This is a genomic window from Streptomyces sp. NPDC102437, from assembly GCF_044765565.1.
In the GTDB taxonomy this organism is placed as follows: Bacteria; Actinomycetota; Actinomycetes; order Streptomycetales; family Streptomycetaceae; genus Streptomyces.
Genome location: NZ_JBIWKI010000001.1, coordinates 358,757 through 380,543, shown reverse-complemented (window position 1 = coordinate 380,543; position 21,787 = coordinate 358,757). Strand labels below are relative to the sequence as shown.

The 21,787-nt window shown below is 72.6% G+C and carries 21 protein-coding genes and 3 pseudogenes; 7 read left to right on the top strand and 17 right to left on the bottom strand.

Features of this window, described 5'->3' with window-relative positions; translation table 11 throughout:
• The first annotated feature begins 94 nt into the window (after positions 1-94).
• On the top strand, positions 95-607 hold the full coding sequence (locus ACIRJP_RS01705) for an NUDIX domain-containing protein (protein WP_404167079.1): 513 nt from the start codon (positions 95-97) through the stop codon (positions 605-607).
• A 39-nt stretch (positions 608-646) separates the two neighbouring features.
• Here ACIRJP_RS01705 and ACIRJP_RS01700 read toward each other — a convergent pair whose 3' ends face one another.
• Together ACIRJP_RS01700 and ACIRJP_RS01695 are read right to left on the bottom strand one after the other, a co-directional pair.
• The gene (locus ACIRJP_RS01700; protein ID WP_404167077.1) at positions 647-1,591 is read right to left on the bottom strand and encodes a M56 family metallopeptidase; all 945 of its coding nucleotides are present in this window, start codon (positions 1,589-1,591) and stop codon (positions 647-649) included.
• A 108-nt stretch (positions 1,592-1,699) separates the two neighbouring features.
• A complete protein-coding gene (locus tag ACIRJP_RS01695; protein ID WP_404167631.1) occupies positions 1,700-2,032 on the bottom strand; it encodes a BlaI/MecI/CopY family transcriptional regulator in 333 nt (110 codons plus the stop codon).
• Between the two features lie 260 nt (positions 2,033-2,292).
• Here ACIRJP_RS01695 and ACIRJP_RS01690 point away from each other — a divergent pair, with 260 nt between their 5' ends.
• Together ACIRJP_RS01690 and ACIRJP_RS01685 are read left to right on the top strand one after the other, a co-directional pair.
• Positions 2,293-2,952 carry a DedA family protein gene (locus tag ACIRJP_RS01690; protein WP_404167629.1) on the top strand — a complete coding sequence of 220 codons (660 nt, stop codon included), beginning with the start codon at positions 2,293-2,295 and terminating at the stop codon, positions 2,950-2,952.
• Positions 2,952-3,545, top strand: a complete 594-nt coding sequence (locus tag ACIRJP_RS01685; protein ID WP_404167075.1) for a phosphatase PAP2 family protein — start codon at positions 2,952-2,954, stop codon at positions 3,543-3,545. The genes ACIRJP_RS01690 and ACIRJP_RS01685 overlap by 1 nt, the downstream gene beginning before the upstream one ends.
• A gap of 27 nt (positions 3,546-3,572) precedes the next feature.
• Here ACIRJP_RS01685 and ACIRJP_RS01680 read toward each other — a convergent pair.
• The 8 genes and pseudogenes from ACIRJP_RS01680 to ACIRJP_RS01645 form a co-directional block, all read right to left on the bottom strand.
• Positions 3,573-3,895: pseudogene (locus tag ACIRJP_RS01680) on the bottom strand (DUF6191 domain-containing protein).
• Positions 3,896-4,010: 115 nt separating this feature from the next.
• A complete protein-coding gene (locus tag ACIRJP_RS01675; RefSeq protein ID WP_404167073.1) occupies positions 4,011-5,051 on the bottom strand; it encodes an NAD(P)-dependent alcohol dehydrogenase in 1,041 nt (346 codons plus the stop codon).
• Between the two features lie 80 nt (positions 5,052-5,131).
• Positions 5,132-5,905: an SDR family NAD(P)-dependent oxidoreductase gene (locus ACIRJP_RS01670; RefSeq protein ID WP_404167071.1), complete on the bottom strand. Its 774-nt coding sequence runs from the start codon at positions 5,903-5,905 to the stop codon at positions 5,132-5,134.
• Complete coding sequence (locus tag ACIRJP_RS01665) at positions 5,902-6,573, bottom strand: TetR family transcriptional regulator (RefSeq protein ID WP_404167069.1); 672 nt, start codon at positions 6,571-6,573, stop codon at positions 5,902-5,904. Before ACIRJP_RS01665 ends, ACIRJP_RS01670 begins: the two co-directional genes overlap by 4 nt.
• Positions 6,574-6,658: 85 nt before the next feature.
• Positions 6,659-7,873: a PP2C family protein-serine/threonine phosphatase gene (locus tag ACIRJP_RS01660; RefSeq protein WP_404167068.1), complete on the bottom strand. Its 1,215-nt coding sequence runs from the start codon at positions 7,871-7,873 to the stop codon at positions 6,659-6,661.
• Positions 7,874-8,051: 178 nt separating this feature from the next.
• Entirely contained in the window at positions 8,052-8,825 is a 774-nt protein-coding gene (locus ACIRJP_RS01655; protein WP_404167066.1) for a GNAT family N-acetyltransferase, read from the bottom strand.
• On the bottom strand, positions 8,822-9,742 hold the full coding sequence (locus tag ACIRJP_RS01650; protein ID WP_404167064.1) for an NADP-dependent oxidoreductase: 921 nt from the start codon (positions 9,740-9,742) through the stop codon (positions 8,822-8,824). Before ACIRJP_RS01650 ends, ACIRJP_RS01655 begins: the two co-directional genes overlap by 4 nt.
• A gap of 159 nt (positions 9,743-9,901) precedes the next feature.
• Positions 9,902-10,648 (bottom strand): hypothetical protein, encoded by a 747-nt coding sequence (locus tag ACIRJP_RS01645; protein ID WP_404167062.1) that lies wholly within the window; start codon positions 10,646-10,648, stop codon positions 9,902-9,904.
• Positions 10,649-10,865: 217 nt separating this feature from the next.
• Here ACIRJP_RS01645 and ACIRJP_RS01640 point away from each other — a divergent pair, with 217 nt between their 5' ends.
• The 3 genes and pseudogenes from ACIRJP_RS01640 to ACIRJP_RS01630 all read left to right on the top strand — a co-directional run.
• Entirely contained in the window at positions 10,866-11,435 is a 570-nt protein-coding gene (locus ACIRJP_RS01640; protein ID WP_404167060.1) for a hypothetical protein, read from the top strand.
• A 363-nt stretch (positions 11,436-11,798) separates the two neighbouring features.
• The gene (locus tag ACIRJP_RS01635; RefSeq protein WP_404167058.1) at positions 11,799-12,710 is read left to right on the top strand and encodes a SigB/SigF/SigG family RNA polymerase sigma factor; all 912 of its coding nucleotides are present in this window, start codon (positions 11,799-11,801) and stop codon (positions 12,708-12,710) included.
• A gap of 156 nt (positions 12,711-12,866) precedes the next feature.
• Positions 12,867-13,120 (top strand): annotated as a pseudogene (locus tag ACIRJP_RS01630) (sulfite oxidase); the annotation flags it as partial.
• A 46-nt stretch (positions 13,121-13,166) separates the two neighbouring features.
• Here ACIRJP_RS01630 and ACIRJP_RS01625 read toward each other — a convergent pair.
• The 3 genes from ACIRJP_RS01625 to ACIRJP_RS01615 form a co-directional block, all read right to left on the bottom strand.
• Positions 13,167-14,075, bottom strand: a complete 909-nt coding sequence (locus ACIRJP_RS01625) for an NAD(P)-dependent oxidoreductase (protein WP_404167056.1) — start codon at positions 14,073-14,075, stop codon at positions 13,167-13,169.
• Positions 14,076-14,130: 55 nt separating this feature from the next.
• Positions 14,131-14,823, bottom strand: a complete 693-nt coding sequence (locus ACIRJP_RS01620) for an adenosylcobinamide amidohydrolase (protein WP_404167054.1) — start codon at positions 14,821-14,823, stop codon at positions 14,131-14,133.
• 64 nt (positions 14,824-14,887) lie between these two features.
• A complete protein-coding gene (locus ACIRJP_RS01615) occupies positions 14,888-16,123 on the bottom strand; it encodes a cytochrome P450 (protein WP_404167052.1) in 1,236 nt (411 codons plus the stop codon).
• A 465-nt stretch (positions 16,124-16,588) separates the two neighbouring features.
• Between ACIRJP_RS01615 and ACIRJP_RS01610 the strand changes: the two genes are divergently transcribed.
• Positions 16,589-17,644 (top strand): DUF2382 domain-containing protein, encoded by a 1,056-nt coding sequence (locus ACIRJP_RS01610; protein ID WP_404167050.1) that lies wholly within the window; start codon positions 16,589-16,591, stop codon positions 17,642-17,644.
• Between the two features lie 166 nt (positions 17,645-17,810).
• Here the strand turns inward: ACIRJP_RS01610 and ACIRJP_RS01605 are convergent.
• The 4 genes and pseudogenes from ACIRJP_RS01605 to ACIRJP_RS01590 all read right to left on the bottom strand — a co-directional run.
• Positions 17,811-18,059 (bottom strand): annotated as a pseudogene (locus ACIRJP_RS01605) (ABC transporter ATP-binding protein); the annotation flags it as partial.
• A gap of 105 nt (positions 18,060-18,164) precedes the next feature.
• Positions 18,165-19,388: a beta-ketoacyl-[acyl-carrier-protein] synthase family protein gene (locus ACIRJP_RS01600; RefSeq protein WP_404167048.1), complete on the bottom strand. Its 1,224-nt coding sequence runs from the start codon at positions 19,386-19,388 to the stop codon at positions 18,165-18,167.
• The gene (locus tag ACIRJP_RS01595; RefSeq protein WP_404167046.1) at positions 19,385-19,663 is read right to left on the bottom strand and encodes an acyl carrier protein; all 279 of its coding nucleotides are present in this window, start codon (positions 19,661-19,663) and stop codon (positions 19,385-19,387) included. The genes ACIRJP_RS01600 and ACIRJP_RS01595 overlap by 4 nt, the downstream gene beginning before the upstream one ends.
• A 260-nt stretch (positions 19,664-19,923) precedes the next feature.
• On the bottom strand, positions 19,924-21,780 hold the full coding sequence (locus ACIRJP_RS01590) for an acyl-CoA dehydrogenase (protein ID WP_404167044.1): 1,857 nt from the start codon (positions 21,778-21,780) through the stop codon (positions 19,924-19,926).
• Between the last annotated feature and the right edge of the window lie 7 nt (positions 21,781-21,787).

Genomic DNA, 21,787 nt, shown 5'->3' with positions numbered 1-21,787 from the left:
GAACAGGACCCGTCGGCTGGATGACTGCAATGATCGGCACGAAGGGGGTGTCGCCGACGGCACTCCGCCCAGGTCGGGACGGAGACTTGACGGCATGCCGAACCGGAAGCGCGCCAGGCGCAGTGCGGGCCTTCTCCTGTTCCGACGGTCGGGCGAGGCCGGTTTCGAGGTGCTCATCGGGCACATGGGCGGCCCGTTCTGGGCGGGTCGCGAGAGTGCGGCCTGGTCGGTCCCCAAGGGGGAGTACGACTCCGAGGAGGAGCCGGCGGCCGCCGCCCGGCGCGAGTTCGTGGAGGAGTTCGGGCATCCGGTGCCGGACGGTGAGTGGGTGGCGCTGGGCGAGGCACGTCAGTCGGGCGGCAAGACCGTGACGGTGTGGGCGCTGGAGGCGGATCTCGACGCCGCGACAGCCGTCCCGGGGACGTTCACCATGGAGTGGCCGAGGGGATCGGGCGTGCGGCGGGAGTTCCCGGAGGTCGACCGGTTCGCCTGGTGCACGCCCCGGGAGGCGGCCGAGCGGCTGGTCGCGGGACAGCGGGTCTTCCTCGACCGGCTGCGGGAACACCTGGCGGACGGGCCGTGGACGCCCGATCAGGACGGGGCCTGAGCGGGCCCGCCGGACGACCGGGCGGCGGGGATCAGCCGGTCAGTGGTGCGCGCCCTCGCCCTGTGCCACCTCGATGCTGCTGTGCAGATCGTTCGTCGCGTCGAGCGCGGCGACTCCGGAGGCGACCAGGCAGGCCAGCAGCGCCGCGGCCGCGGTACGCCCGACGCGGGGCCGTACGGCGCTCCGGCCGAGGAGTGCGGCGACGCGGCGCGGTACGGGCCCGGCCGCGGCGGCGAGCGCCACCCGTGGGCGGGGCTGCGGGACGCCTTCGGCGGCGCGTGCGGCGAGGGCGGCCCGGCCGATGGCGCGGGCGGCGATCCGCCGGTCGCCGACCGCGGAGGCAGCCGCCTCGTCGGCGCAGCGTTCCAGGGCGTAGGCCATGGGGGCCCGCAGGGAGCGCAGCGCCGGGTGGCAGAGAGCGGCGGCTTCGACCGCGGCGACGAAGAGGTGGTGACGGCCCGCGAGATGGGCGCGTTCGTGCGCCAGCAGGGCATCGCGTTCGGCGGGGTCGAGGGCGCGCAGCATTCCCGTGGTGACGACGATGCGGCCGGGAGTGCCGGGGCGGCCGGGCAGCGCGTAGGCGTCGGGGCGGCTGTCCCGCAGAACGGCCAGCTCGCCGTCGGCGCGCCCGTCGAGCCGTCCTCCCCGGCGCAGATCCGCCCAGTGACGGCGGGCGGCACGGGCGACGGCGGCGGTGCAGCCCACTAGGAGAGCCAGTGCGGCGGCTGCCAGCGGCACGGTGGCCGCCGGGACGGTGTCGGAGAGCGGTCTGACGAGCTCGCCCAGGGCGAAGACCACGGAGAACCGGGTCGCGCCGGGCACCACGAGCAGGCCCAGGGCAAGAACGCTGCACAGGGCGAGGCCGACGCCCGTCGCGGCGAGCAGTCGCACGGCGCGCACCGGGGAGAGCGCGTCCGCCAGACGGCGGGCGGCGGGCACCGCCAGGAACGGCATCAGCAGCGGCACCCAGACGGCGTAGATCACAGGGCCTCCCCGGACATGGCGGTCGCGGCCGTCATACCGGTCATGGCGGTCGCGGCGGTCATGGCAGTCATGGCGCGGATCACGAGGGCTCCCCGGTCGCGGCCCGGATCATGAGGTCTCCCCGTCGAGCAGGTCCCGGAGCAGCTGCTCGTCCTCGTCGGTGAGCTGTGAGACGAAGCGGGCCAGGACGGTGCTGCGGTCCTCCTGCTTCCGCAGTTCGCTGTGCATGCGGCGGGCGGTCAGTCCGGGCTCGTCCTCGGTGGGCGTGTAGGCGAATCCGCGGCCGGCCCGGGTGCGGTCCACCGCGCCCTTCTCGTACAGGCGCGACAGGATCGTGGTGACGGTGGTACGGGCGAGTTCCGCGCCGATCGCGCCCTGGACCTGGCCCGGGGTGAGCGGTGTTCCCGCGGCCCACAGCGCCGCCAGGATCGTGGCCTCCAGCTCGCCGGCGGGGCGCCGTTCGGCAGTGGCGGGGTGCGGTGCCGGTCCCGATGCCGGATCGCCGTGTGTCTGGGGGCCGGGTTCGCCGTGTGCGCGGGGGCCGGGTCCGCCGCTCGATATCCCCTTCACCTGGGACATGGGAACTCTCCTCCCCCTTCGGGCGTCTACAGTGATGTAGACCGTCTACATCACTGTAGTCAGTCCGGGCGCTCCGTCGGTCGCCCGCCCACCATTATGGGAGACCCTCCACCGTGTCCGTATTGTCACTGGCGTCCGCGCCACAGGCGGTGAACCTGCTGGACGCGGGGTCACTGCTCGGGGCGTTCGGCGCGCTCGGCATCGCCGTCGTCCTCTTCGCCGAGACGGGACTGCTCGTCGGTTTCTTCCTGCCCGGCGATTCCCTGTTGTTCACGGCGGGCCTGCTCTGTGTTTCCGGCGCCCATGGGCCGGTGCACCTGTCGTTGCCGCAGGTCCTGATCGCCGCGGTGGCCGGCGCGCTGCTGGGCGCCCAGACGGGTTACTGGATCGGCGGTCGGGGCGGCCGGGCCCTGCTCGCCCGCAGCCGCTCCGAACGGCTGCACGAGGGCGCCGCCCGCGCCGAGGAGCTGCTCGGCAGATACGGCCACGCGCGGGCGATCGTGCTGGCCCGCTTCGTACCCGTCGTACGTACGGTGCTCAACCCGCTGGCCGGGGCACTCGGCGTCCCGGCCCGGGTGTTCGCCCTGTGGCAGGCCGTCGGCGGGATGGTCTGGACCGTCGGACTCGTCCTTGCAGGGTACGCGCTGGGGTCCTCGGTGCCGAACGTCGACCGCTATCTGCTGCCGATCGTCGCCCTCGTGGTCATGGTCTCCCTCATCCCGCTCGCCGCCGAACTGCTCCGCTTCCGGGGCCGTCGCACCTCCGAAGGGGAGAACAGCTGATGCCCATCGCCACCTCGACCGACGGCGACCTGTACACCTGGATCACCGAGCTGGCCCAGCGCACCCCCGCGGCCGTGGATTCCGCCATCCGGATCTGGTCGGACTACGGGCTCGTCCTGTTCGCCCTGCTGATGCTCGCGTCCTGGTGGCGCTCCCGCTCCACCGATCCCGCGCGCACCGCCATGGCGCTCTGCGCCCCGCTCGTCGTGGTGGCCGCGTATCTCGCCAACGACCTGGTGAAGTCGCTCTTCCATGAGCAGCGGCCGTGCCAGACCCTCCATGTCGTGACGGTGGAGGCGTGCCCGGCGCTCGGTGACTGGTCCTTCCCCAGCAACCACGCCGCGATCGCGGCGGCCGCGGCGACGGCGATCTGGCTGGCCGACCGCAGGCTCGGGGCGATCGCGGTGCCCGCCGCCGTGCTGATGGCCGCGTCCCGGGTGTGGATCGGTGTGCACTACCCCCACGATGTGCTGATCGGGCTGGTGACCGGCGCGCTCGTCGCCTGGCTGCTGACGACGGCGGCGCGGCGCTGCGCCCCGGCGGTGGTCCGGCTGCGCGGCACCGCGCTGCGCCCCCTGGTGGCGACGCGGTGAGCCGGGACACTCCGCGGCCGGTGGCCGCTACCGGGCGGCGCCGCCGAGCAGGCGGATGACGGCGCGGCCGCCGTCCAGGTCGACGGTGGAGCGGTGGGGCGGGGCGCCGTCCTCCTCGTCGTCGCGCATCAGCAGGGCGCTCTGGCGTTCCTTGAGCTCGCTCTGCTTGCCGGGCGAGAAGCTCGCGTGCAGCTGCTCGAACCCGTCGCCGACACCTGCCCCTGCCGCGCGCTGTTGCGCCACGGCAGCAGGCCCGCCCGGCCCGCACGCAGCATCAGCTGGTCGAGAAAGGCGATGGCGGTCAGCCCGATCACGAGTCCGGGCAGGGTCATCAGCGCGACGAATTCCATCCGCCGAGTCTCCCCCTCGGGCGGCGCGCCGCCCATCGGTCGCGAGTATGACGATGCGGGCCGTCGCAATCCGCGACGGCCCGCACGACCGTGAGCGAGGGGGCTTCCCTGACGGTCAGCCGTTGGGGAGGATGACCGCGCGGCCGTTGATCTTGCCGTGGTGCAACCGCTCGTACGCCAGCGGCGCCTCGTCCAGGGAGTACGTCTCCACGTGGACCTCGACGGATCCGGCGCGGGCGAGATCGAGCACCTCGGCGAGTTCGGAGCGCGATCCCCAGTACGGGGAGGTCACCGTCGTGTTGTACGGCAGCGAGCCGAAGCCGACCGGCAGCGCGCCGCCGCCGAGACCCACGATCGTGACGTCGGAGTCGATGGCGGCCGCGGCCCCGGCGGTGGCGACGGTCGGCGGCGCGCCCACGAAGTCGAGGATGACCTGTGCGCCGATGCCGCCGGTGAGTTCCCGGACCTTCGCCGCGGCGTCCTTGTCGGACAGCACGGTCTCGTGCGCACCGACGGCGTGGGCGAGGGCGAGCTTGTCCTCGGTTACGTCGAGGGCGATGACCCGGACGGCCGTCATGGCGCGCAGCAGCTGGATCGCGACGTGGCCCAGGCCGCCGGTGCCGATGACCACGGCGGTGGCGCCCGGCACCAGCTTGGGCAGCGAGCGCTTGATCGCGTGGTACGGGGTCAGGCCCGCGTCGGTGAGCGGCACGGCCTGGACCGGGTCGAGGTCGCCGAGGGGCACCAGATGGCGCGGGTCGTCGACGATCATGTACTCGGCCATGGCGCCGGGCGCGCCGAGTCCGGGCGGGGCGATGCCGAGCTCCTTGGCGCGCAGGCAGTAGTTCTCCCTGCCTTCGGCACACTTGACGCAGGCGCCGCAGCCCCAGGGGCCGTAGACCGCGACGGACTCGCCGACCGTCAGCCCGCTCACACCGTCGCCCAGGGCGGCGACGGTGCCCACGCCCTCGTGGCCGAGGGTGAGCGGCAGCGGGAAGGGGATCTGATCCGCGGGCCAGCTCATCACCGCGATGTCGGAGTGGCAGACACCCGCGGCGGTGACCTTCAGCATTACCTGGCCGGGGCCGGGCTCGGGGTCGGGCACGGTGACGACCTCGGGTGCTGCACCCACCGTGCGGTACTGAACGGCCTTCATGGAATTCTCCTCACGTTCTCTGCTCCATTGGTCACCCCCGTGCCCCGTCCGCCAGTCGCCCCCGTTCCCCCGTCCGCCACTCAGGAGGCGGAGTAGCCGCCGTCCACCAGGTGGTAGCTGCCGTGGATGAAGGAAGCGCGGTCGGAGAGCAGGAAGGCGGCGAGTTCGGCGACTTCCTCCGCCTTGCCGAGGCGTCCGGCCGGGTGCAGCGAGATCAGGTGGTCGCGGGCCGCGCTGTCGGTGTTGCGCAGCAGCGGCGTGTCGATGAAGCCGGGGCCGACGGCGTTGACCCGGACGTTCCGGTCCGCGTATTCGAGGGCCGCCGTCTTGGTGAGGCCGACGACGCCGTGCTTGGCGGCCACGTAGGCGGGCGATCCTGCGAAGCCGTTGGTGCCGAGGATCGACGACATGTTCACGACGGCGCCGCCGCCGGCCGCGACAATGGCGGGAAGCTCGTAGCGCATCGAGTAGAAGACACCGCTGAGGTTGGTGGCGACGACCCGGTCCCAGTCCTCGATCCCGTACTCACCGGTGGGGTTGCTGGGGCCGCCGATGCCGGCGTTGTTGACCGCGAGGTGCAGGGCGCCGAAGGTGTCCACGGCGAACCGGACGCCGGCTTCGACGGAGGCGGGGTCGGTCACGTCCATGGAGACCGCGGCGGCCTTGGCGCCGGCGCTCTCCAGTTCGGCGACCGCCTTGCGGGCACTGGCATCGTCGTAGTCGGCGACTACGACGGACGCGCCGCCCGTGGCCAGCCGGTGTGCCAGGGCCAGTCCGATGCCGGAGGCTCCGCCGGTGATGAGGGCGGTCTTGCCGGCGAATTCCTGGTCGGCGGGGGTGGGGGTGGTGCTCATGATTCTGTGCTTCCTTCCGTGGTGCTGTGCTGCGCCTGCCCGGCGAGGGGCTGCGCGAGCAGTTCGCCGGCGAGGGCGTCGAAGGCCTGCCCGACCAGCCTGGGCAGGTCGTCCGGTTGCCCGGCGCGTGCCCAGGCGGCCTGGGCCGCGAGGAGAGCTCCGGCGCCCGCGGCGACCGTGACGGCGGGGCGGATGTCCCGTCGCGGGTCGACCCCGAGCCGGTCCGCGACGATGGCGACCGAGTCCTCCTGGGCGTCCACCCGGATGTGGTGGAACGCCGCGTAGAGGGTCGGTTCCTGCTCGGCGAGGACCAGCAGGTCGAAGATCCGCTCGCGCCGGTGCCAGGCCTGCGCTCCGGGGTCTTCGAGCCAGTCCTGGACGGCCCGGCGGTAGGCGGTGAGCGGGGGTTCGCCGGCTGGGCGGGCCCGCAGGGCGTCGTTGATCCGGTCACCGTCGCCCCGTAGCGAGTCCAGGACCGCGGCTTCCTTGCTCGTGAAGTACCGGCTGAAGGTGCGCCGGTCGACGTCCGCGCGTTCCGCGATCTCCTCGACCGTCACATTCCTCAGACCCCGGGCGAGCACGAGCTCGAACGCGGCCTGCGCCAGTGCGTCCCGGGTCCTGCGGGCCTTGCGGCTCCGCCGCTCCGGGGTCTTCCGTTCCGGATTCATAAGTGCACCGTACACCTGAAAATGTCCCGACGCGACACAAGTCTCGTCGGGACATGCGATCGCACCGGGTGTCCTTCCCGACCGGTCACCGGCCGCTGGACGCGAAGGCCTCCGGGCGGGCGCCGTGGTCCGCCGTCCTGGTCCGGTGCGGGGTGCCGTCCGGTGCCCGGCGCAGCGCGATCACGGCGACGTCGTCACGCCGTACGCCGCCGGAGAACGCCTCCAGGTCCGCGTGGAGCGCGTGCAGGAGCTCGAACGGCTCCAGTTCCGTCCAGCGGCTCAGCCGGGCGTCCAGCGGGTAGAAGGCGCCGGACGGGTCACGGGCCTCGGTCACTCCGTCGGTGCAGAGCAGGAGCGTGGCACCGGCCGGGAGGTCCAGCGGTTCCGCGATCCGCGCCTCGTGGCCGAGTTCCGCCATTCCCAGCGGGACGAACGTCCGGTCCAGCGGGAGCTCGCGGACCACGTCCTGGTCCAGCAGCCGGGGCGGCAGGTGGCCGCAGTTGACGGCCTGGACGCGGTCGCTCCCGTCGAAGCCCAGCACCAGGGCGGTGACGAAGCGCTCGGTCTCACCGGTCTGGGCGGAGAACGCGTTGTGCCGGGCGACCGCGTCCTCCAGGGCGTCGACCACCCCGGTCAGGTCGGGCTCCCGGATGGCCGCTTCCCGGAACGCTCCGAGCACGGCGAAGCCCACCCCGATCGCGGCGAGCCCCTTGCCCTGGACGTCCCCGATGATCGCCCGGGTTCCGTAGGGCGACTCGACGACCTCGTAGATGTCGCCGCCGACCAGCCGGTCCTGCTCGATCGGTGTGTAGATGCCGTGGGCGAGGACCTGTTCGGTCAGGATGGGAAGCGGGCGCAGTATCTGGCGCTGGAGCGCCCCGGCGGCGGAGCGCAGCCTGGCGATCTCGGTGGCGTGGCGGATCCGCAGCACGCACGAGCCGACCCCCAGGAAACAGGCCAGCACGGTGAAGGCGACACTGCTGACGGTGTCCCAGAAGGTTCCGCCGGCCACCAGGCGTGAGCACACGACGACAGCCGTGATCCAGGTGGCCACGCCCATGGTCTGCCGGACCGTTCCGAAGACGGAGACCAGGGCGGGGACGACCACCAGCAGTGGTACGAGGTGCAGGTCCTTGCCGGTCCGGAAGTCCAGGAGGACGACCAGGACGGTCAGCAGTGCCAGCCCCGCGAACAGCGCCGGGTTCCCGACCCGTGGCGCGAGAACGGCCGCCTCCCCCGCGTCCGTCCCCGGGAGCGCCGCTCCACATGTCGCAGCCTGGCACTGAGGCCGGATCGTCACGGCCGACTCCTCCCGGGACCTGCCGGCACGGTGCCGACGTTTCCTCCCAGTGCACCGGGTTCCGAGGGGCGGCGCACGTGGCTTACGGCCTCTCGGGCGGCGCCGAAGGTCCCGACCCGGGAGGCCGCCAGTGCGCCCTTCGGCCCGGAGCCGCCGGGCCGAAGGGCCGCACCGTGGCTCAGCGCGCGGCTGCCGCGCGGGCCTCGCGCTCGCTGCGGGCGCCGCCCGGACCCGGCAGGCGGGCCGGCGGCTGCTGCGGTGCGAGCGCCGAGAGGAAGGACGTCCGGCGGCGGAGCACGAATCCCAGGGATTCGTAGAGCCGGACGGCATTGGTGTTGGAGGAGGCGGCGTGCAGGAACGGCGTCTCGCCGCGCTGTCTGATCTCGTGGGCGACGGCACGCACCAGCCCGGTGCCGAGCCCCTGGCCGCGTACGGACTCGTCCGTGCAGACGGCGCTGATCTCGGACCAGCCCGGCAGGTGCAGCCGTTCCCCGGCCATTGCGACGAGCACGCCGTCGCGCCGCACACCGAGGTACGTGCCGAGCTCGACGGTGCGGGGCAGGAACGGTCCGGGCCGGGTGCGCTCGACCAGTTCGAGCATCTCGGGCACATCGGCGGGTCCGAGCCGTACAGCCCCGGAGAGGGGTGCTGTCCCGACCCCGGCGTCGACGAGCTGGACGCCCTCGGCCCGGAAGACGGTCTCCCAGTCGTCCGGCGGGGGCTCGCGGAAGGCAGTGATGGTGACGGCGCCACCGGGTCCGACGAGCGCCGCCGCGTCGTCCCAGTCCTCGGCCGTCGGTGTGTCCGGGGTCGCGGCCCACGGGGCCACGTCCGGCCGGTACCGCAGGATGCGGCCGCGGCGCTCGGCGAAACGGGCGTGCGGGCCGGTCAGCGCGGCGTGGACCGGGCTGTCCAGCGGGTGCGGCCTGCCGACGGCGTCCGGCGTGCTCACGCGAACACCTCGATCACGATCTTGCCGAGGGTGTGGCCGCTCTCCACGGCCCGCAGCGCGTCTCCCGCCCCGGCGAGCGGGAAGGCCCGGTTCACATGGGGCCGCAGGGCGCCTTCGACGACGAGTTCCGCCACTTCGCCGAGGACCGCCGCCGTGCGGGCCCGTTCGACGGCCGCACCGCCGAGCTCTGCGGCCAGCGGCTTGTCCCCGGCGCTGATCAGCGCCGCCGGGTCCCCGAGCAGCGTGGCCGCGGCCCGCAGGGTGTCTCCGCCGACCAGGTCGAAGACCGCGTCCACACCGTCGGGGGCCGCTGCCCGCACCCGGTCCGCGAGCCCGGGGCCGGATTCGACGTGCACCGCGCCGAGCGACTCGACGAACTCCTTCTTGGCCGCACCGGCGACGCCGACGACCTGGATGCCCGCGTGCCGGGCGATCTGCACCGCCGCGGCGCCCACCCCTCCCCCGGCGCCGGTTACCAGCAGGGTCGAGCCGGGGGCGAGGCCGAGCTGGCGCACACCGTCGTACGCGGTGGCCGCCGCGACCGGAAGTACCGCCGCATCGGTGAACGACAGCCCGGCCGGCTTGTGCGCGGTCACGGCGACAGGCAGCAGCGTGTACTCGGCGTACCCGCCGGTCACCGGGTTGCCGAAGACCTCGTCCCCGATCGCGAACCCTTCGACGTCCGGGCCGACGCCCTCGACGACCCCTGCGGCCTCGCTGCCGAAAACGGTGGGGAAGGGCTGCAGCTCGCTGCCGGGCCTGATGTACCCCGTGCGCAGCTTCCAGTCGACCGGGTTGACCCCGGCCGCCCTAACCGCGACGAGCAGCTCACCCGGGCCGGGCACCGGCGCGTCCTGCTCGATGAGGGCCTCCACCTCCGGTCCGCCGTGGCGGGTGAACACGTAAGCCTTGGGCATGAGCTCCCTCTCTCCTGCTGCACGGCACCGGCGGCCGGGTGGCCGCCGGTGTCTCACAGCAGCAGGAATGCGCTGGTCCGGGCAGCGTATTCCCCGGGGCGGAGCACGTTCATCGGACCGCAACGCTCCTGAATCGTTCACGGGTCGGTGATTCCGGGGTCAGCTGCTGAGGCTCTTCATCAGATCGCGCATGTCGCTGATCATCGCCGACCGGTACGGGGAGAGATCGGAGGTGTCCGGCCCGTCATCGGACGGCGGTTCGCCCGCGTCGCTGTTGTACTGCGCGGAGGCGGAGAGACCCAGCGAGAGGACCGCACCGCCCTCTCGCACCCGCAGTTCCGCGTAGCCGTCGTCCTGCGTCAGCACATACGCGCTGTCGCCGAGGTTCGGAACCTTCTCGACCTTCGCCCCGGCTTCAGGACCGGAATCGGTCACCCCGCGCATCGCCTCGAATTCGGCCGCGGGATCGGACTTCTTGTGCAGTGCCACGGTGATCGCGACGGAGTGGTCGGTGTACCAACGGCTCCTGATCGGCTTCTCCGCGGCCGGTGACCGAAGGGAGATGAAGCACTTCACCCGGTCGAGGGCCGGATCGTTCAGAAGCTCCGGTGCGAGCGCCGGATACTCCTCCCTCGGTGCGATCGCCGCGCCCAGTGCCTTCAGCCGCACGGTCGGGCACGGGTTCGCGTCCAGCCGGTAACCGTGCATGTCCGGCTTCCGGTCACCGACCGGATGCAGGTACAACGCGCCCGCCCACACGGCCGAAGCCACCGCGGCTCCGCTCACCGCCCACCACCACGGGCGGCGCGGCCGGGGGACCCGGGCGGGATTCCGGTCGAAGTCGCCCACCACCTCGCCCGTCCCGACCGCACCGAACTCGTCCACCATCTCCGGCTCGGAAATCACCTGTGCCCCCTCGGCAGAGCCATCCGTCCACCACATGATGGTCCACAGGACCGCAGCGGGCCGTGAGAGGGCCGCGGGAGCGGTTCGCCGTCTGTCCGGACGCCCCGTCCGACCACATCCGCGGACCTGCGAAGATGTCGCGGCCCCACTGCTGCGCGTCGCCTGGGGCCGGGCTTGGGGTGACAGTGGACGCGCGATGCGCGGGCGGGGGAAACAGATGAGCGCGTCAGGCGCCGTGATCTGTCGTGGGCTGCTGTTCGGCATCCGGGCCGGGGCGATTCCGGCCGGGATCTGCGCGGTGCTGTGGGCTGCGATCGTACTGGCGGGGCTGTCCGGGGAGCCGCTGGACAGCACCTTCGAGAAGCCCGTGGCAGGACTCGTCGCCGTGCTGGGTTCCCTCGCCGTGGGGGCGGCACTGGGGCTGTTGACGGGCGCCGTACTGGCGGTCGCGCCTCCACGCCTGCTCGGTTCCGCCCTCGTGCGTGGCCTGGTCTGCTTCGTGGTGGGGACCGCGTCGGCCGCCGGCGAGGTAGTGGTGATGGACGTGTCGTCCGAAGGCGGTTACGGGCCCGTCATCGTGGCCGTGCTGGCGATGCCGGTGGTGGGGGCGGTCACGGCGGCGCGCAGCCGGTCGATCGCGTCCCCACGCCTCGGCGGCGTGGCCGTCGTCGGGGGCTGGGATGCGGGTACGGGCTCGGGCCGGGGTACGAGTTCGAGTCCAGGCCGAGGTACGGGTTCGTCGGGCGCGGGCCGAGGTGCGGATTCGGGATCCGGTTCGGTGCGATGAAGCCGTCTCCTGGTCGAAGTTGCCGTCTTTCTCCCGAACCTGCGACATCGGCATCGGAACACCGTCGATTTCGACTCAACTACCGCTGGGTATGCGCCGGTCGGTCCCCATTGCCCCTCGGCTGTGGCAGTCTGGACAGCGACCGCCCCACCGGGCTCCCCCGTACCGGTGGGGCGGTTCCGCTTTTCTCGCGGGTCCGGTCCGCGTGCGTGCCCGGAACATGACGGGGGATCACGGGAAGCACGACGAATCCCGGCCATTCGCTGCCGTGTGACGTGATCGACTTCCGCGGTCGCGCATGGGAATTCCCTCCTGGGGCATGCGCATCAACCTCATGGGATACGACCTGGGGAGCGTGACGGGATGACGGCGCACACTGCGCGGACCGCCGGTACGGAGAAGGCGGAGGGCCCTGGCCCGACACCGGCGGACGTGCCGGCCGGGGACCTCGGTGGGCTGCCGTGGATCGAGGACGCGGGAAAGGTCGCCCCTTGCGACGCGCGCGAACTGTCCAGGCTGTTCTTCGGCCGTCTCCAGGCCCTGGAGGAGGGAACCCCCGCCCATCAGTACGCGCGCAACACCCTCATCGAGATGAACCTCTCCCTCGTGCGGTTCGCCGCGGGACGGTTCCGCAATCGGGGCGGCGGTGGCGACATGGAGGACATCGTCCAGGTCGGCACCATCGGGCTGATCAAGGCCATCGACCGGTTCGAGCTCTCCCGCGAGGTCGAGTTCACCTCCTTCGCGGTCCCGTACATCACCGGGGAGATCAAACGATTCTTCCGTGACACCACCTGGGCCGTACATGTCCCGCGCCGACTCCAGGAGTTGCGGGTCGACATCGCCAGGACCAAGGAGTCGCTCGTCACGGAGCTCGACCGCGACCCCACCGTCCCGGAGCTCGCCGAACAGCTGGGGCTGAGCGAGGACGAGGTCACCGAGGGCATCGTGGCCGCCAACGGGTACGCGGCGGGTTCGCTGGACATGCCGGCCGATCCGTCGGAAGCGGGGCGGCGCCATGCCCCGGGGCGCACCTTCGCCGATGTCCTGGGCGGTCCGGATCCCGCCCTGGAGACGGTCGAGAATCTGCATGCGCTCGCGCCACTGCTGGGCTGTCTCGACGAACGCGAGCGTCGCATCATCGACATGCGTTTCGGCCAGGAGATGACCCAGGCCCGGATCGGCGCGGAACTCGGCATCTCCCAGATGCATGTGTCGCGACTGATCAGCAGAATGCTGCGGAAGCTCCGCAACGGGATGCTCGTCGAGGAGTGACCCCGGACGTCACTGCCCGGGGCCGTCGCCGTGCGGGATCACAGGGTGGAGCCGTCGCGCACGCCGGTGCGTCACTGCGGCTCTGGCCGTACTTTGCGGCCGAATGAATTCCGCTGCCGGTACCGGGCCGCTCGGGCCCGCCCCCACCGGCCTTGCGGCGCACCCGTGCGCACGGGTGAGGTCAGCGCCGACGGGGGTGTCCGGTGGCGGCGCGCCCGGCTGCGTGAACGGCCGAGGAGCGGGAGCTGGGTCCGCTGGTCGGCCGACTGGATACCGGGGCCCCGGGACCGGCCGTCCTGCCGGCGCGGGCGACGGACCGGACCGGCCGTACCGGGCCCGAGACCGCCGTCCACACCACGCGGGGCTACCTCTTCGATGCCGTGGTCCGGCACGAGGTGCGGGTCGTCTGACAGCTCCGCGGAGCGGCGCCGCCCGTGCGGCGCGTCGTGGGGCGGCTCAGTCGCTGTCCCGCTCCTCGGCCCGCCCCGCGTAGTAGGTGGCGATCATGTCCTCGCCGCCGTGTCCGGCCGCCTCGGCCCGTACGAAACGGCCGGCCGACGCCGCGACGAGGTCCAGCCGCACGCCCGACGCCTGCGCCGCGTCCAGGATGAGGCGGGTGTCCTTGAGCGCGGTGGACAGGGTGAAGCTCGGGGTGAGGTCGCCGGAGAGCACGGCGGCGGACTTGCCCTGCAGATAGGCGGAGTCCAGCGGGCCGCCCTTCATGACGTCGAGGAACGTCTGCGGGTCGATGCCCAGCCCTTCCGCGAGGTTGAGGCATTCCGCGATGTTGTTGACCATGGTGAGCACCCAGGTGTTGACCACGAGCTTCAGTCGTGAGGCCGCTCCCGGGGCCTCGCCGACCCAGACCGTACGCTGCCCGATCGCGTCCAGCACGGGGTCGAGCGCGGCGCGGGTGGCGGACGGGCCGGCTACGAAGACCGTCAACGCCCCTTGTTCCGCGGGCTGTTTGGTACCGGAGACCGGCGCGTCGAGATACACCAGGCCCAGGTCGGCGGCGCGCCGGGCGAGATCGGCGGTGGCGTCGAGCCCGACCGTCGAGCTCTGGAGCAGGATCTGGCCCTCGTGCACTCCCCCGGACGCGGCGGCGAGCGCGGCGGCGACGGAGGGGCCGTCGCTGAGCATGGTGACGACGACATCCGCGCCGCGTACGGCTTCCTCGGCCGTCTCCGTGACCACGGCGCCGTCGGCAGCGAGCGGGGCAGCCCTGGACTGCGTACGGTTCCAGGCGCGGACGTCGAGTCCGGCCCGCAGCAGGCTCCGGGCCATTGCCGACCCCATGATTCCGGTGCCGAGGACGGCGACGCCCGGCTGTCCCCCGGTGGCGTCCGCAGTGCTCGATGTCATGAGGGGGCTCCCTTCGTCGGCCGGGCCCGGGGTCGGCTCGCGGCGCTGTGGATTCTCAGGATTGCCGCAGTGCGCCTTCGAGGACAGCAGCGTGGACCGCCCTGGCGAGTCGCGCGCCCCACAGGGAGCGCGGCCCCGCGAAGGGCTCGGCGGGGGCGGGTCCCGGGGTGGGGGCGGCGATGCAGACGGCGTCCGTGGGGGTGCCCGAGCAGTCCAGGCCCGCGTCCAGGAGGGCCTGGACCTTGGCCTCGGTGGCAGTGGCGACGGCGTTGACGAGTGCGGCGTCGGAGAGCGGCACGGGGAGCGTGACGACGATGTTGAGCGTGCCCGGTCGCGGCAGCCCTTCTGTGCCCTCCGCGGGGGCGGCGGCCCAGCCCCGTACGCCGAGTCCGCAGGTGGCGGTCGCGGTCACGCCCTCGTCGGACGCGACCGTGTACGCCGTGACGTCGGCGGCCGTCATCAGCCCGGCGCCGGGCCCGGTGAGGTGTTCGGCGGCGGCGATCTCGGCGAGGTGCCGGTCGGGGTCCAGACGCGGGTAGCCGCCGGGCACCTGGGCGTTGAGCACCCAGTCGCGCGGGCCGATGCCGCCGCCGAGCACGGCGCTGCCGCACACCCGCCACCCCGGCCCGAGCCGCCACACCAGATGGTGCAGCTGTGCACCGTCCTCCTGCCGGCCCAACAGTTCGCCGCGCTGTTCGGGCAGCCGGATGCGTACGGAACTGATGGGGCACCCCCGGTGGCGCGGCATGAAGACGGTCGGTTCTTGGCCCGTCGATCATATGTGCCGACGTGAATGTGCCGGGGCTCCGGCTCTACGGGCAAAGCCGCACGGGGAGCCGTCCCGTGCTGTTCCCGACGAAGCCCGGGTGGCGGGGCAGCTCGGTCTCCGGGACGGCGAGTTCCAGTTCCGGGAAGCGGCCGAACAGTTGCTCCAGCGCGATGGCGGCCTCCATGCGGGCGAGAGGCGCCCCGAGGCAGTAGTGCGGGCCGTGGCCGAGCGAGAGGTGCCGGGCGGCGGTCCGGCGGGCGGGCCTGGTCACATCGAAGCGGTCGGCGTCGGGTCCGTGCGCGGCCTTGTCCCGTCCGGCCGCGGAGTAGCCGGCGAGCACGGGGGTGCCCCGAGGAATGACGGTGCCGTCGAGGGTGAGGTCCCGGGTCGGATAGCGGAACGGGAAGTAGCTGACCGGGCTGTCCCAGCGCAGCGTCTCCTCCACCACGTCCGCCCAGCCCGCCCGCCCGGTCGTGACGAGCCGGAGCTGTTCGGGATGGGTGCACAGCGCCCGTACGGCGTTGGTGATGAGGTTCAGCGTGGTCTCGTGCCCCGCGATGACCAACAGGAGCAGGGTGCCGATGAGTTCGTGCTGCCCGAGCCGGCCGCCGCCCTCGTCGCGGGCGGCGATCAGCGCGCTGGTCAGGTCGGCGCCGGGCCGCTCGGCACGGGCGGCGGCGACCGCTCCGAGCAGCGCCACCAGCTCACGGTTGGCAGCCATCGCCTCATCGGGACCGGTATCGGTCGCGACCACCCGGCCGGACAGGTGGTGCAGCCGGTCCTGGTGTTCGGCCTCGACGCCGAGCAGCTCGCAGATGACGCCCATCGGCAGCGGCAGGGCGAAACGGGAGCGCAGATCCACCGTTCCGTCGCCCTCGGCGGCAAAACGGTCGACGCGGTCGAGCAGTTCCGCTGCCACCGTCGCGATGCGGGGCCGCAGTTCTTCCACCCGCCGCGCGGTGAACGCGTTGGTGACCAGTGAGCGCAGCCGTCGGTGGTCGTCGCCGTCGGCGGTGGTCATGCCATGCACGGTGGCGAAGGTCCTGAGCGGCCAGCCGTCCGGGATGCGCCCCTCGGCGAGTTCGGTGAAGTGGTGGGCGCCCTTGGCCACGTCGGGGTGGGCGAGGAATTCCCGGAGCGCGTCGTGCCCGAGCACCACCGCCCCGGCCACGTCGCCGGGGAGCACGACGGATGCCACGGCCCCCCGGGCCAGCAGCATGGCATTGTCCGCGTGCGGGCAGCCGCCGGCCGGGTCCAGGCGGTGCGGGGTGCCGGTCATCGAGGTCTCCAGACGCTGGTGGGGCGGTGGGCGTGGCCGAAGGGCGAGGTGGATGGCAGCCTGTTCGAAGGGTGCCGATCCTACGGCCGGAGGTACCGGCGGGAGGGCGGGTTGCCGGTGTTCACAACGCCTTCCGCGCGACGAGGAGTTGGTGCGGGTACCGCTCGGTGACGACCCCCTCCTCGCCGGTCGTCGATCGGGCTCCCGGTGCGGCCGGCCAGGGCGTGCCGCGCGTCGGGGACCGCCCGGCCGCACCCCCGCCCACTTCACCCGAATGGCCTAATCTGTGGATGGGGCGCCCACCGCCGTGGCAGGCGGTCACCGCCCAACCGCCGAGCATGCGGCAGGCGGCCTTTGCGGACCGGGCGGTTGCAGCGTCCATCCGGGTGAGGCGCGATGGAAGGCGGACGCGCCTCCTCTGATGGCCTCAGCCACAGGACGCGCCCGGACGAGGAGGAATCGGTCATGGCAGCCGCTGACGGTTTCACGGATTCCGGAGAGCTCGACGGCCTGACGGTGTACGACACCGATGGCGAGAAGGTCGGCAGTGTGGGCCGGGTGTACGTCGACGACAACACCGGCCGACCGGACTGGATAACGGTGAAGACCGGCCTGTTCGGCATGAAGGAGAGTTTCGTTCCGCTTGCCGGAGCCCGCCGCGTCGGATCCGATCTGCACATCTCGCACCCGAAGGACCGCGTCAAGGATGCTCCCCGGGTGGACGCGGATGCGCATCTGTCCGTGGCGGAGGAGGAAGAGCTCTACAAGCACTACGGCCTCGCCAGGAACACCACCGCGAAACTCGGCGACCGGCCTGGCACGGGCAACACGACGGCGTCCGGGACGGGCACCACGGCCATGGGAGCGGCGGGTTCCGCCGGGGCGGCCGGACCCGGTGGTGCGGCCGGCGCCGGACGCACCACCGGGTCCGACAAGTCGGCCATGACCGGCGCCTCCGGTACGGGCACGGCCCGGACCACCTCGTCCGGCATGGCCGACGCCGGATCCGGGCCGGGCCAGGGCAGGCACCGCGGCACCGGGGCTGCCGGCACCTCGCGTCCCCTCGTGGGCGCCGGGGCGGGCTCCGAACGGTCGGCCGCCGACCTGGGCGGCAAGGAGGAGATGATCCGCTCCGAGGAGCAGCTCCACGTCGGGACGGAGGAGTACGAGAGCGGAAAGGCCCGGCTCCACAAGTACGTTGTCACCGAGAACGTCACCAGGACGGTGCCGGTGACGCACGAAGAGGTGCGCCTGGTCCGTGAACCCATCCAGCCCGGCGAGAAGACGGCGGAACGGGCCGCGATCCGCGAACAGGACGTCGAGGTGACCCTGCACGCGGAACGTCCGACCACGCGCAAGGAGACCGTGCCCGTCGAGCGGGTGCGGATGGAGACCAAGAAGGTGACCGAGCAGAAGGAGGTCTCCGCCGAACTCCGAAAGGAGCAGATCGACTACGCGGACGGCACCGACATCGGCGGCAAGGACATGGGCGGCGAATTCGGCCAGGGACGCCGCCGCTGACCCCGTACCGCACACCGCGGCGAACGGCCGCACCCGGACAGCTCTCAGGGCGGACCCGCGCGTGCCGGGGTCCGCCCGACCGCGTTCGAGGCAGCCGCCCGCGTTCGTGGCACCCAACCGCTCTCAAGGCGCCGCCCGACCCCTCTCGTGGCGCCCGCGCCGGACGCTACGTCCCCGCAGGCAGCCCCGGCAGGAAGCGCACCGAGGGCCGTCCGTCCGGGCCTTCCCACGTGACACGGGCGTCGACCCGGTACACGTCGGCGATCAGCTCCTCGGTGATCACTTCCGTGGGGGTACCGGCTGCCACCACCCGCCCCTCCTTCAGCACCGCGATCCGGTCGCAGAACATCGCGTCCAGGTCGAGGTCGTGCAGCGCGATCACGCCGGTCAGCGGCAGCGAGGCGATCAGCGCGAGCTGTGCCGTTCACGGGCGGTTGTGCGGCTCATGGGCGGTGGTGGCCGGTGGTACGCCGGGCCCTTTTCCCGTCGCACCACCTGCCTGCTGCCTGCGGAACGGCCCTCAGGGACGCTGAAGGGCGATGACGGCGTTGTGGCCGCCGAATCCGAAGGAATGGCTGACGGCGCTCCTGATGGGCCGCCGCAGGGGTCGCTTGGTGACGCAGTCGATGTCGAACTCGGGCGCCGGGGCGTCCAGGTTGGCGATCGGAGGTACGACTCCGCGCTGGAGCGTGAGGACGGTCAGTCCGGCCTCGATCGCTCCGGCCGCCCCCATGCAGTGCCCCAGTACGCCCTTGGGCGCGGTGACGGGAGGCCGGTGCGGGTAGACCCGGGCGATGAGGGCGGCCTCGACGGCGTCGTTGACCGGGGTCGCCGTGCCGTGCGCGTTGACGTGCTCGACGTCCTCGGCCGCCCAGCCCGCGTCGCGCAGCGCGGCCTCCACCGCTGCCTGGGCGACCTTGCCGGAGGGGCGCGGGCTGATGGGGTGGTGGGCGTCGGTGGTGGCGCCTGTGCCGGAGAGCAGCGCCCGTGGGGCCGCGTCCCGGGCCCGCGCGTCGTCCGTCCGTTCCAGCACCATGACGGCCGCGCCCTCACCCATGACCAGGCCGGCCCGGTCGGCGGCGAAGGGCCGGCACAGTCCGGCCGGGTCGCCGTCCCGCCGGGCCCCGGCCCCGGACCTGGCGAACGCGGCCATGGCGGCCGGGTAGACGATCGACTCGGTGGCCCCGGCGATCGCGATGTCGCACTGCCCGGTGACCAGCAGGTCGCGGGCGACGGACAGCGCGGTGGCGCCGGACGAGCAGGCGGTGCACGGCGCCATGCTGGGTCCGGTGGCCCGCAGCTGGATCGCGATCTCGGCGGCGGGCATGTTCGGGATGGTGAGCAGGATGCCCGACGGCGAGGTGGCCCCGGCGCCGAGCCGGTCGAGCACGACGGCCTGCTCGGTCAGCGAGGCGGAACCGCCGCTGCTGGTGCCGACGACCACCGCGACCCGGCTGCCCTCCCACCGGGCCGGGTCGAGCCCGGCGTCGGCGACCGCCTCCCGGGCGGCGAGCACCGCGAGTTTCACGTACTTCCCCATGCGGAAGGACGCCCGGCCGCCGATCGCGACGTCCAGGTCGATGCCGTCGACCATGCAGGCGAAGTCGATCGCGCAGCCTTCGAGTTCGGCGACGGTACGGGCCGGTGACACTCCCGCGCACACACCCTGCCAGGTGGATTCCGTGTCGTTGCCGACCGGGGTGATCATGCCCAGGCCGGTGACGGCGACAGCCGGCCTGTTCATCGGGCGTTGCTCATCGCTGCCCCGCCGCCCACCCGCGCGCCGCTGCCGTCCGCCGCGTCGATGAACCGTGTGATGTCGGCCAGCGTGGCGTTCTTGGGGAACTGGTCGAAGTCCCGGTCGCGGCCGGCCGTCTCCCTGATGAGGACGGCGAACTCGGCGACGGCGAGGGAGTCCATCTCCAGGCTGTCCATCGTGGAGCCCGGGTGGATCTCCGCTGCGGGGACTTTGAAGGTGTGTGTCAGAACCTCGGTGATCTTGGGGTGAATCGCGCTCATCAGCTTTCTCTCCATCATTCGGTCCGGCTGTCGGGGCCGGCGGTGAAACCGTCCCGACGCCGGATCAACTAGGAGGAGTGCCTCCAGTTACGCCTTGTGCCGAACCGATTCGCCACCGTCCTCCCCGCGTTCCCCGCACCACCGGGCCAGGACGGACGCCGTACCCCAGAAGGCCAGCAGGACAACGCGTACCCCGAGAGCCCCGGCCGCCTCTCTGATCCGATGACTCCACACAGCTGTTCCCTTCCTCGTCACGGCCCTCACCGCTCGCTCCGAGCCGCTTCCCGGCCACCGTCTCTCTGCCAGAAGGCTCCCGGATCGTCGTAGGCGTCCACGTAGTCGGCGCCGGCGATCGGCCAGTCGGCGAGCAGTTGTGGCGGCAGCGCGAAGGACTCGACGAGTTCGGGCAGATGGGCGGCGACCGTGGTGATGAGCTCCTCCACCCTGTCCGGCAGGCAGTTGACCTGGTCGGCGGTCAGCTGCCCCGCGGCCAGCAGATCACCGGCGTTGCGGGCGATCCGGCCCAGCGCGAAGAGCCGCTGCAGCTCGCCGAGCCGGTCGCGGGCGGGCCCCTCGGGCAGCGCGGCCACTGCCTCCGCGTACGCCTCGGCCGCCTGCCGCTGGGCGTGTGCCTCGACGCCGCGCAGCGCGGGCCCGGACGCCGCGTTCCACCGCGCCAGCGGGTCGCCGTGCGGTGCGAGGCCGATCCGCTCCCGGGCCCGGCCGAACCAGATCCGCTCCAGTTCCGCGAGCAGCCCGCCGAGGAAGCCGGGGTCGTCGAGATCACCGGGTCCGCCGCCGGAAGAAGGGCCGGGACCGGCCGGTGCGGCGGTGAAGAGCATTTCCGCCGCCGCCTTGGCGTGGATGGCCAGATTGTCGCCCTCGGCGGTGATGGCGCCCTCGACCCCGGTGAGGAGTTCGCTCATGCCGTTGTGCTCCAGGAGTGCCTGGGCACCGCAGCGTTCCCGGGATTCCACGATCACGGACCTGGCCTGCCAGGTGATCCATCCCTTGGCGACGGCGACCAGCCGCTCGGCCTCCTCCCGTCGCTCGCCGCGTTCCCAGCGGTCCAGGGCCCTGCGGTGCAGCAGGCTCATCGCGAAGACGGTGGCCATGGCCGAGGCGAGCGGTCCGTGGTGACTGCGGTGGGCGATCACCGGCACCCGGTTCGAGCCCCGGGGGCCCGAGATGTAGCGGTGGCCGCCGTAGCGGACGGCGACGGCGAGCGTCGCGCGCGCACAGCCGACCGCGCAGGCCGTCATCGAGATCTTGCCGGAGGTGACGCGCCCGATGGATGCGAGGAATCGGCGCCTGCGGTTGTCGAGGATGCTGCTGAACTCCCCGTCCGCACCGATCCGTCCGTGGTCCCCGGCGAGCAGCGCGGCACGTCCCACGAAGACCCGGTCGAAGGAGGTCAGGCAGTGGTCCACCGGGCTGCCCGTGCGGGTGGGGAGGGTGCGGACGCGTACCCCGGGCAGGGCCTGTTCGGCGTCGGTGAGCGGCACGAGGAAGAGGAATACCCCGTGGTCGGCGCCGTCGACGAGCAGGCGGGCAGCCACCAGCCCGGTCTTGGGGCCGCCGGCCGGGCTGGTGTTGGGCATGAATTTCTGCGCACCCGCGTGCGGTGTGCACAGCACGAAGCCGTCGCGCTCGCGGTCGTACTCGGCCGTGGTCTCGACGGCCGCGGCGTCGTTGCCGTGTGCCACCTCCGTACAGAGGAAGGTGCCGATGCGCCGAAGCCGCAGGAAGTCCGACAGGTCGCGGTGGCCGTCGCCCCCGTGGTCGAGGAGGCTGCCGAGAAAGAGGTTGTAGTGGATGCCCGCCACTGTGGTGAGTGCCGGGTCCACCGGGCCGAGCCATTCGTGCAGCGCCGCGAGGGCGCGGGGGTCGGCGGCCAGCCGGGCGCCGCTGTCCAGGCAGTCGTTGAGGACGCGCAGCCGCTCGTACACGAGAGCCAGGCGCTCCTCGGCGGTGCGACGGTCCGGGCGGCGGAAGGGTTCGGTGCTGATCAGCCGCTGCCAGAAGCCGTGCTCCTGGCGGAAGTTGCCGCCGAGGAGCACACCGGTGAGGAGGTCCGTGGATCGTTCTTCGGAGGGGCTGTCGATCGTTGCGGTCATGGAAAAT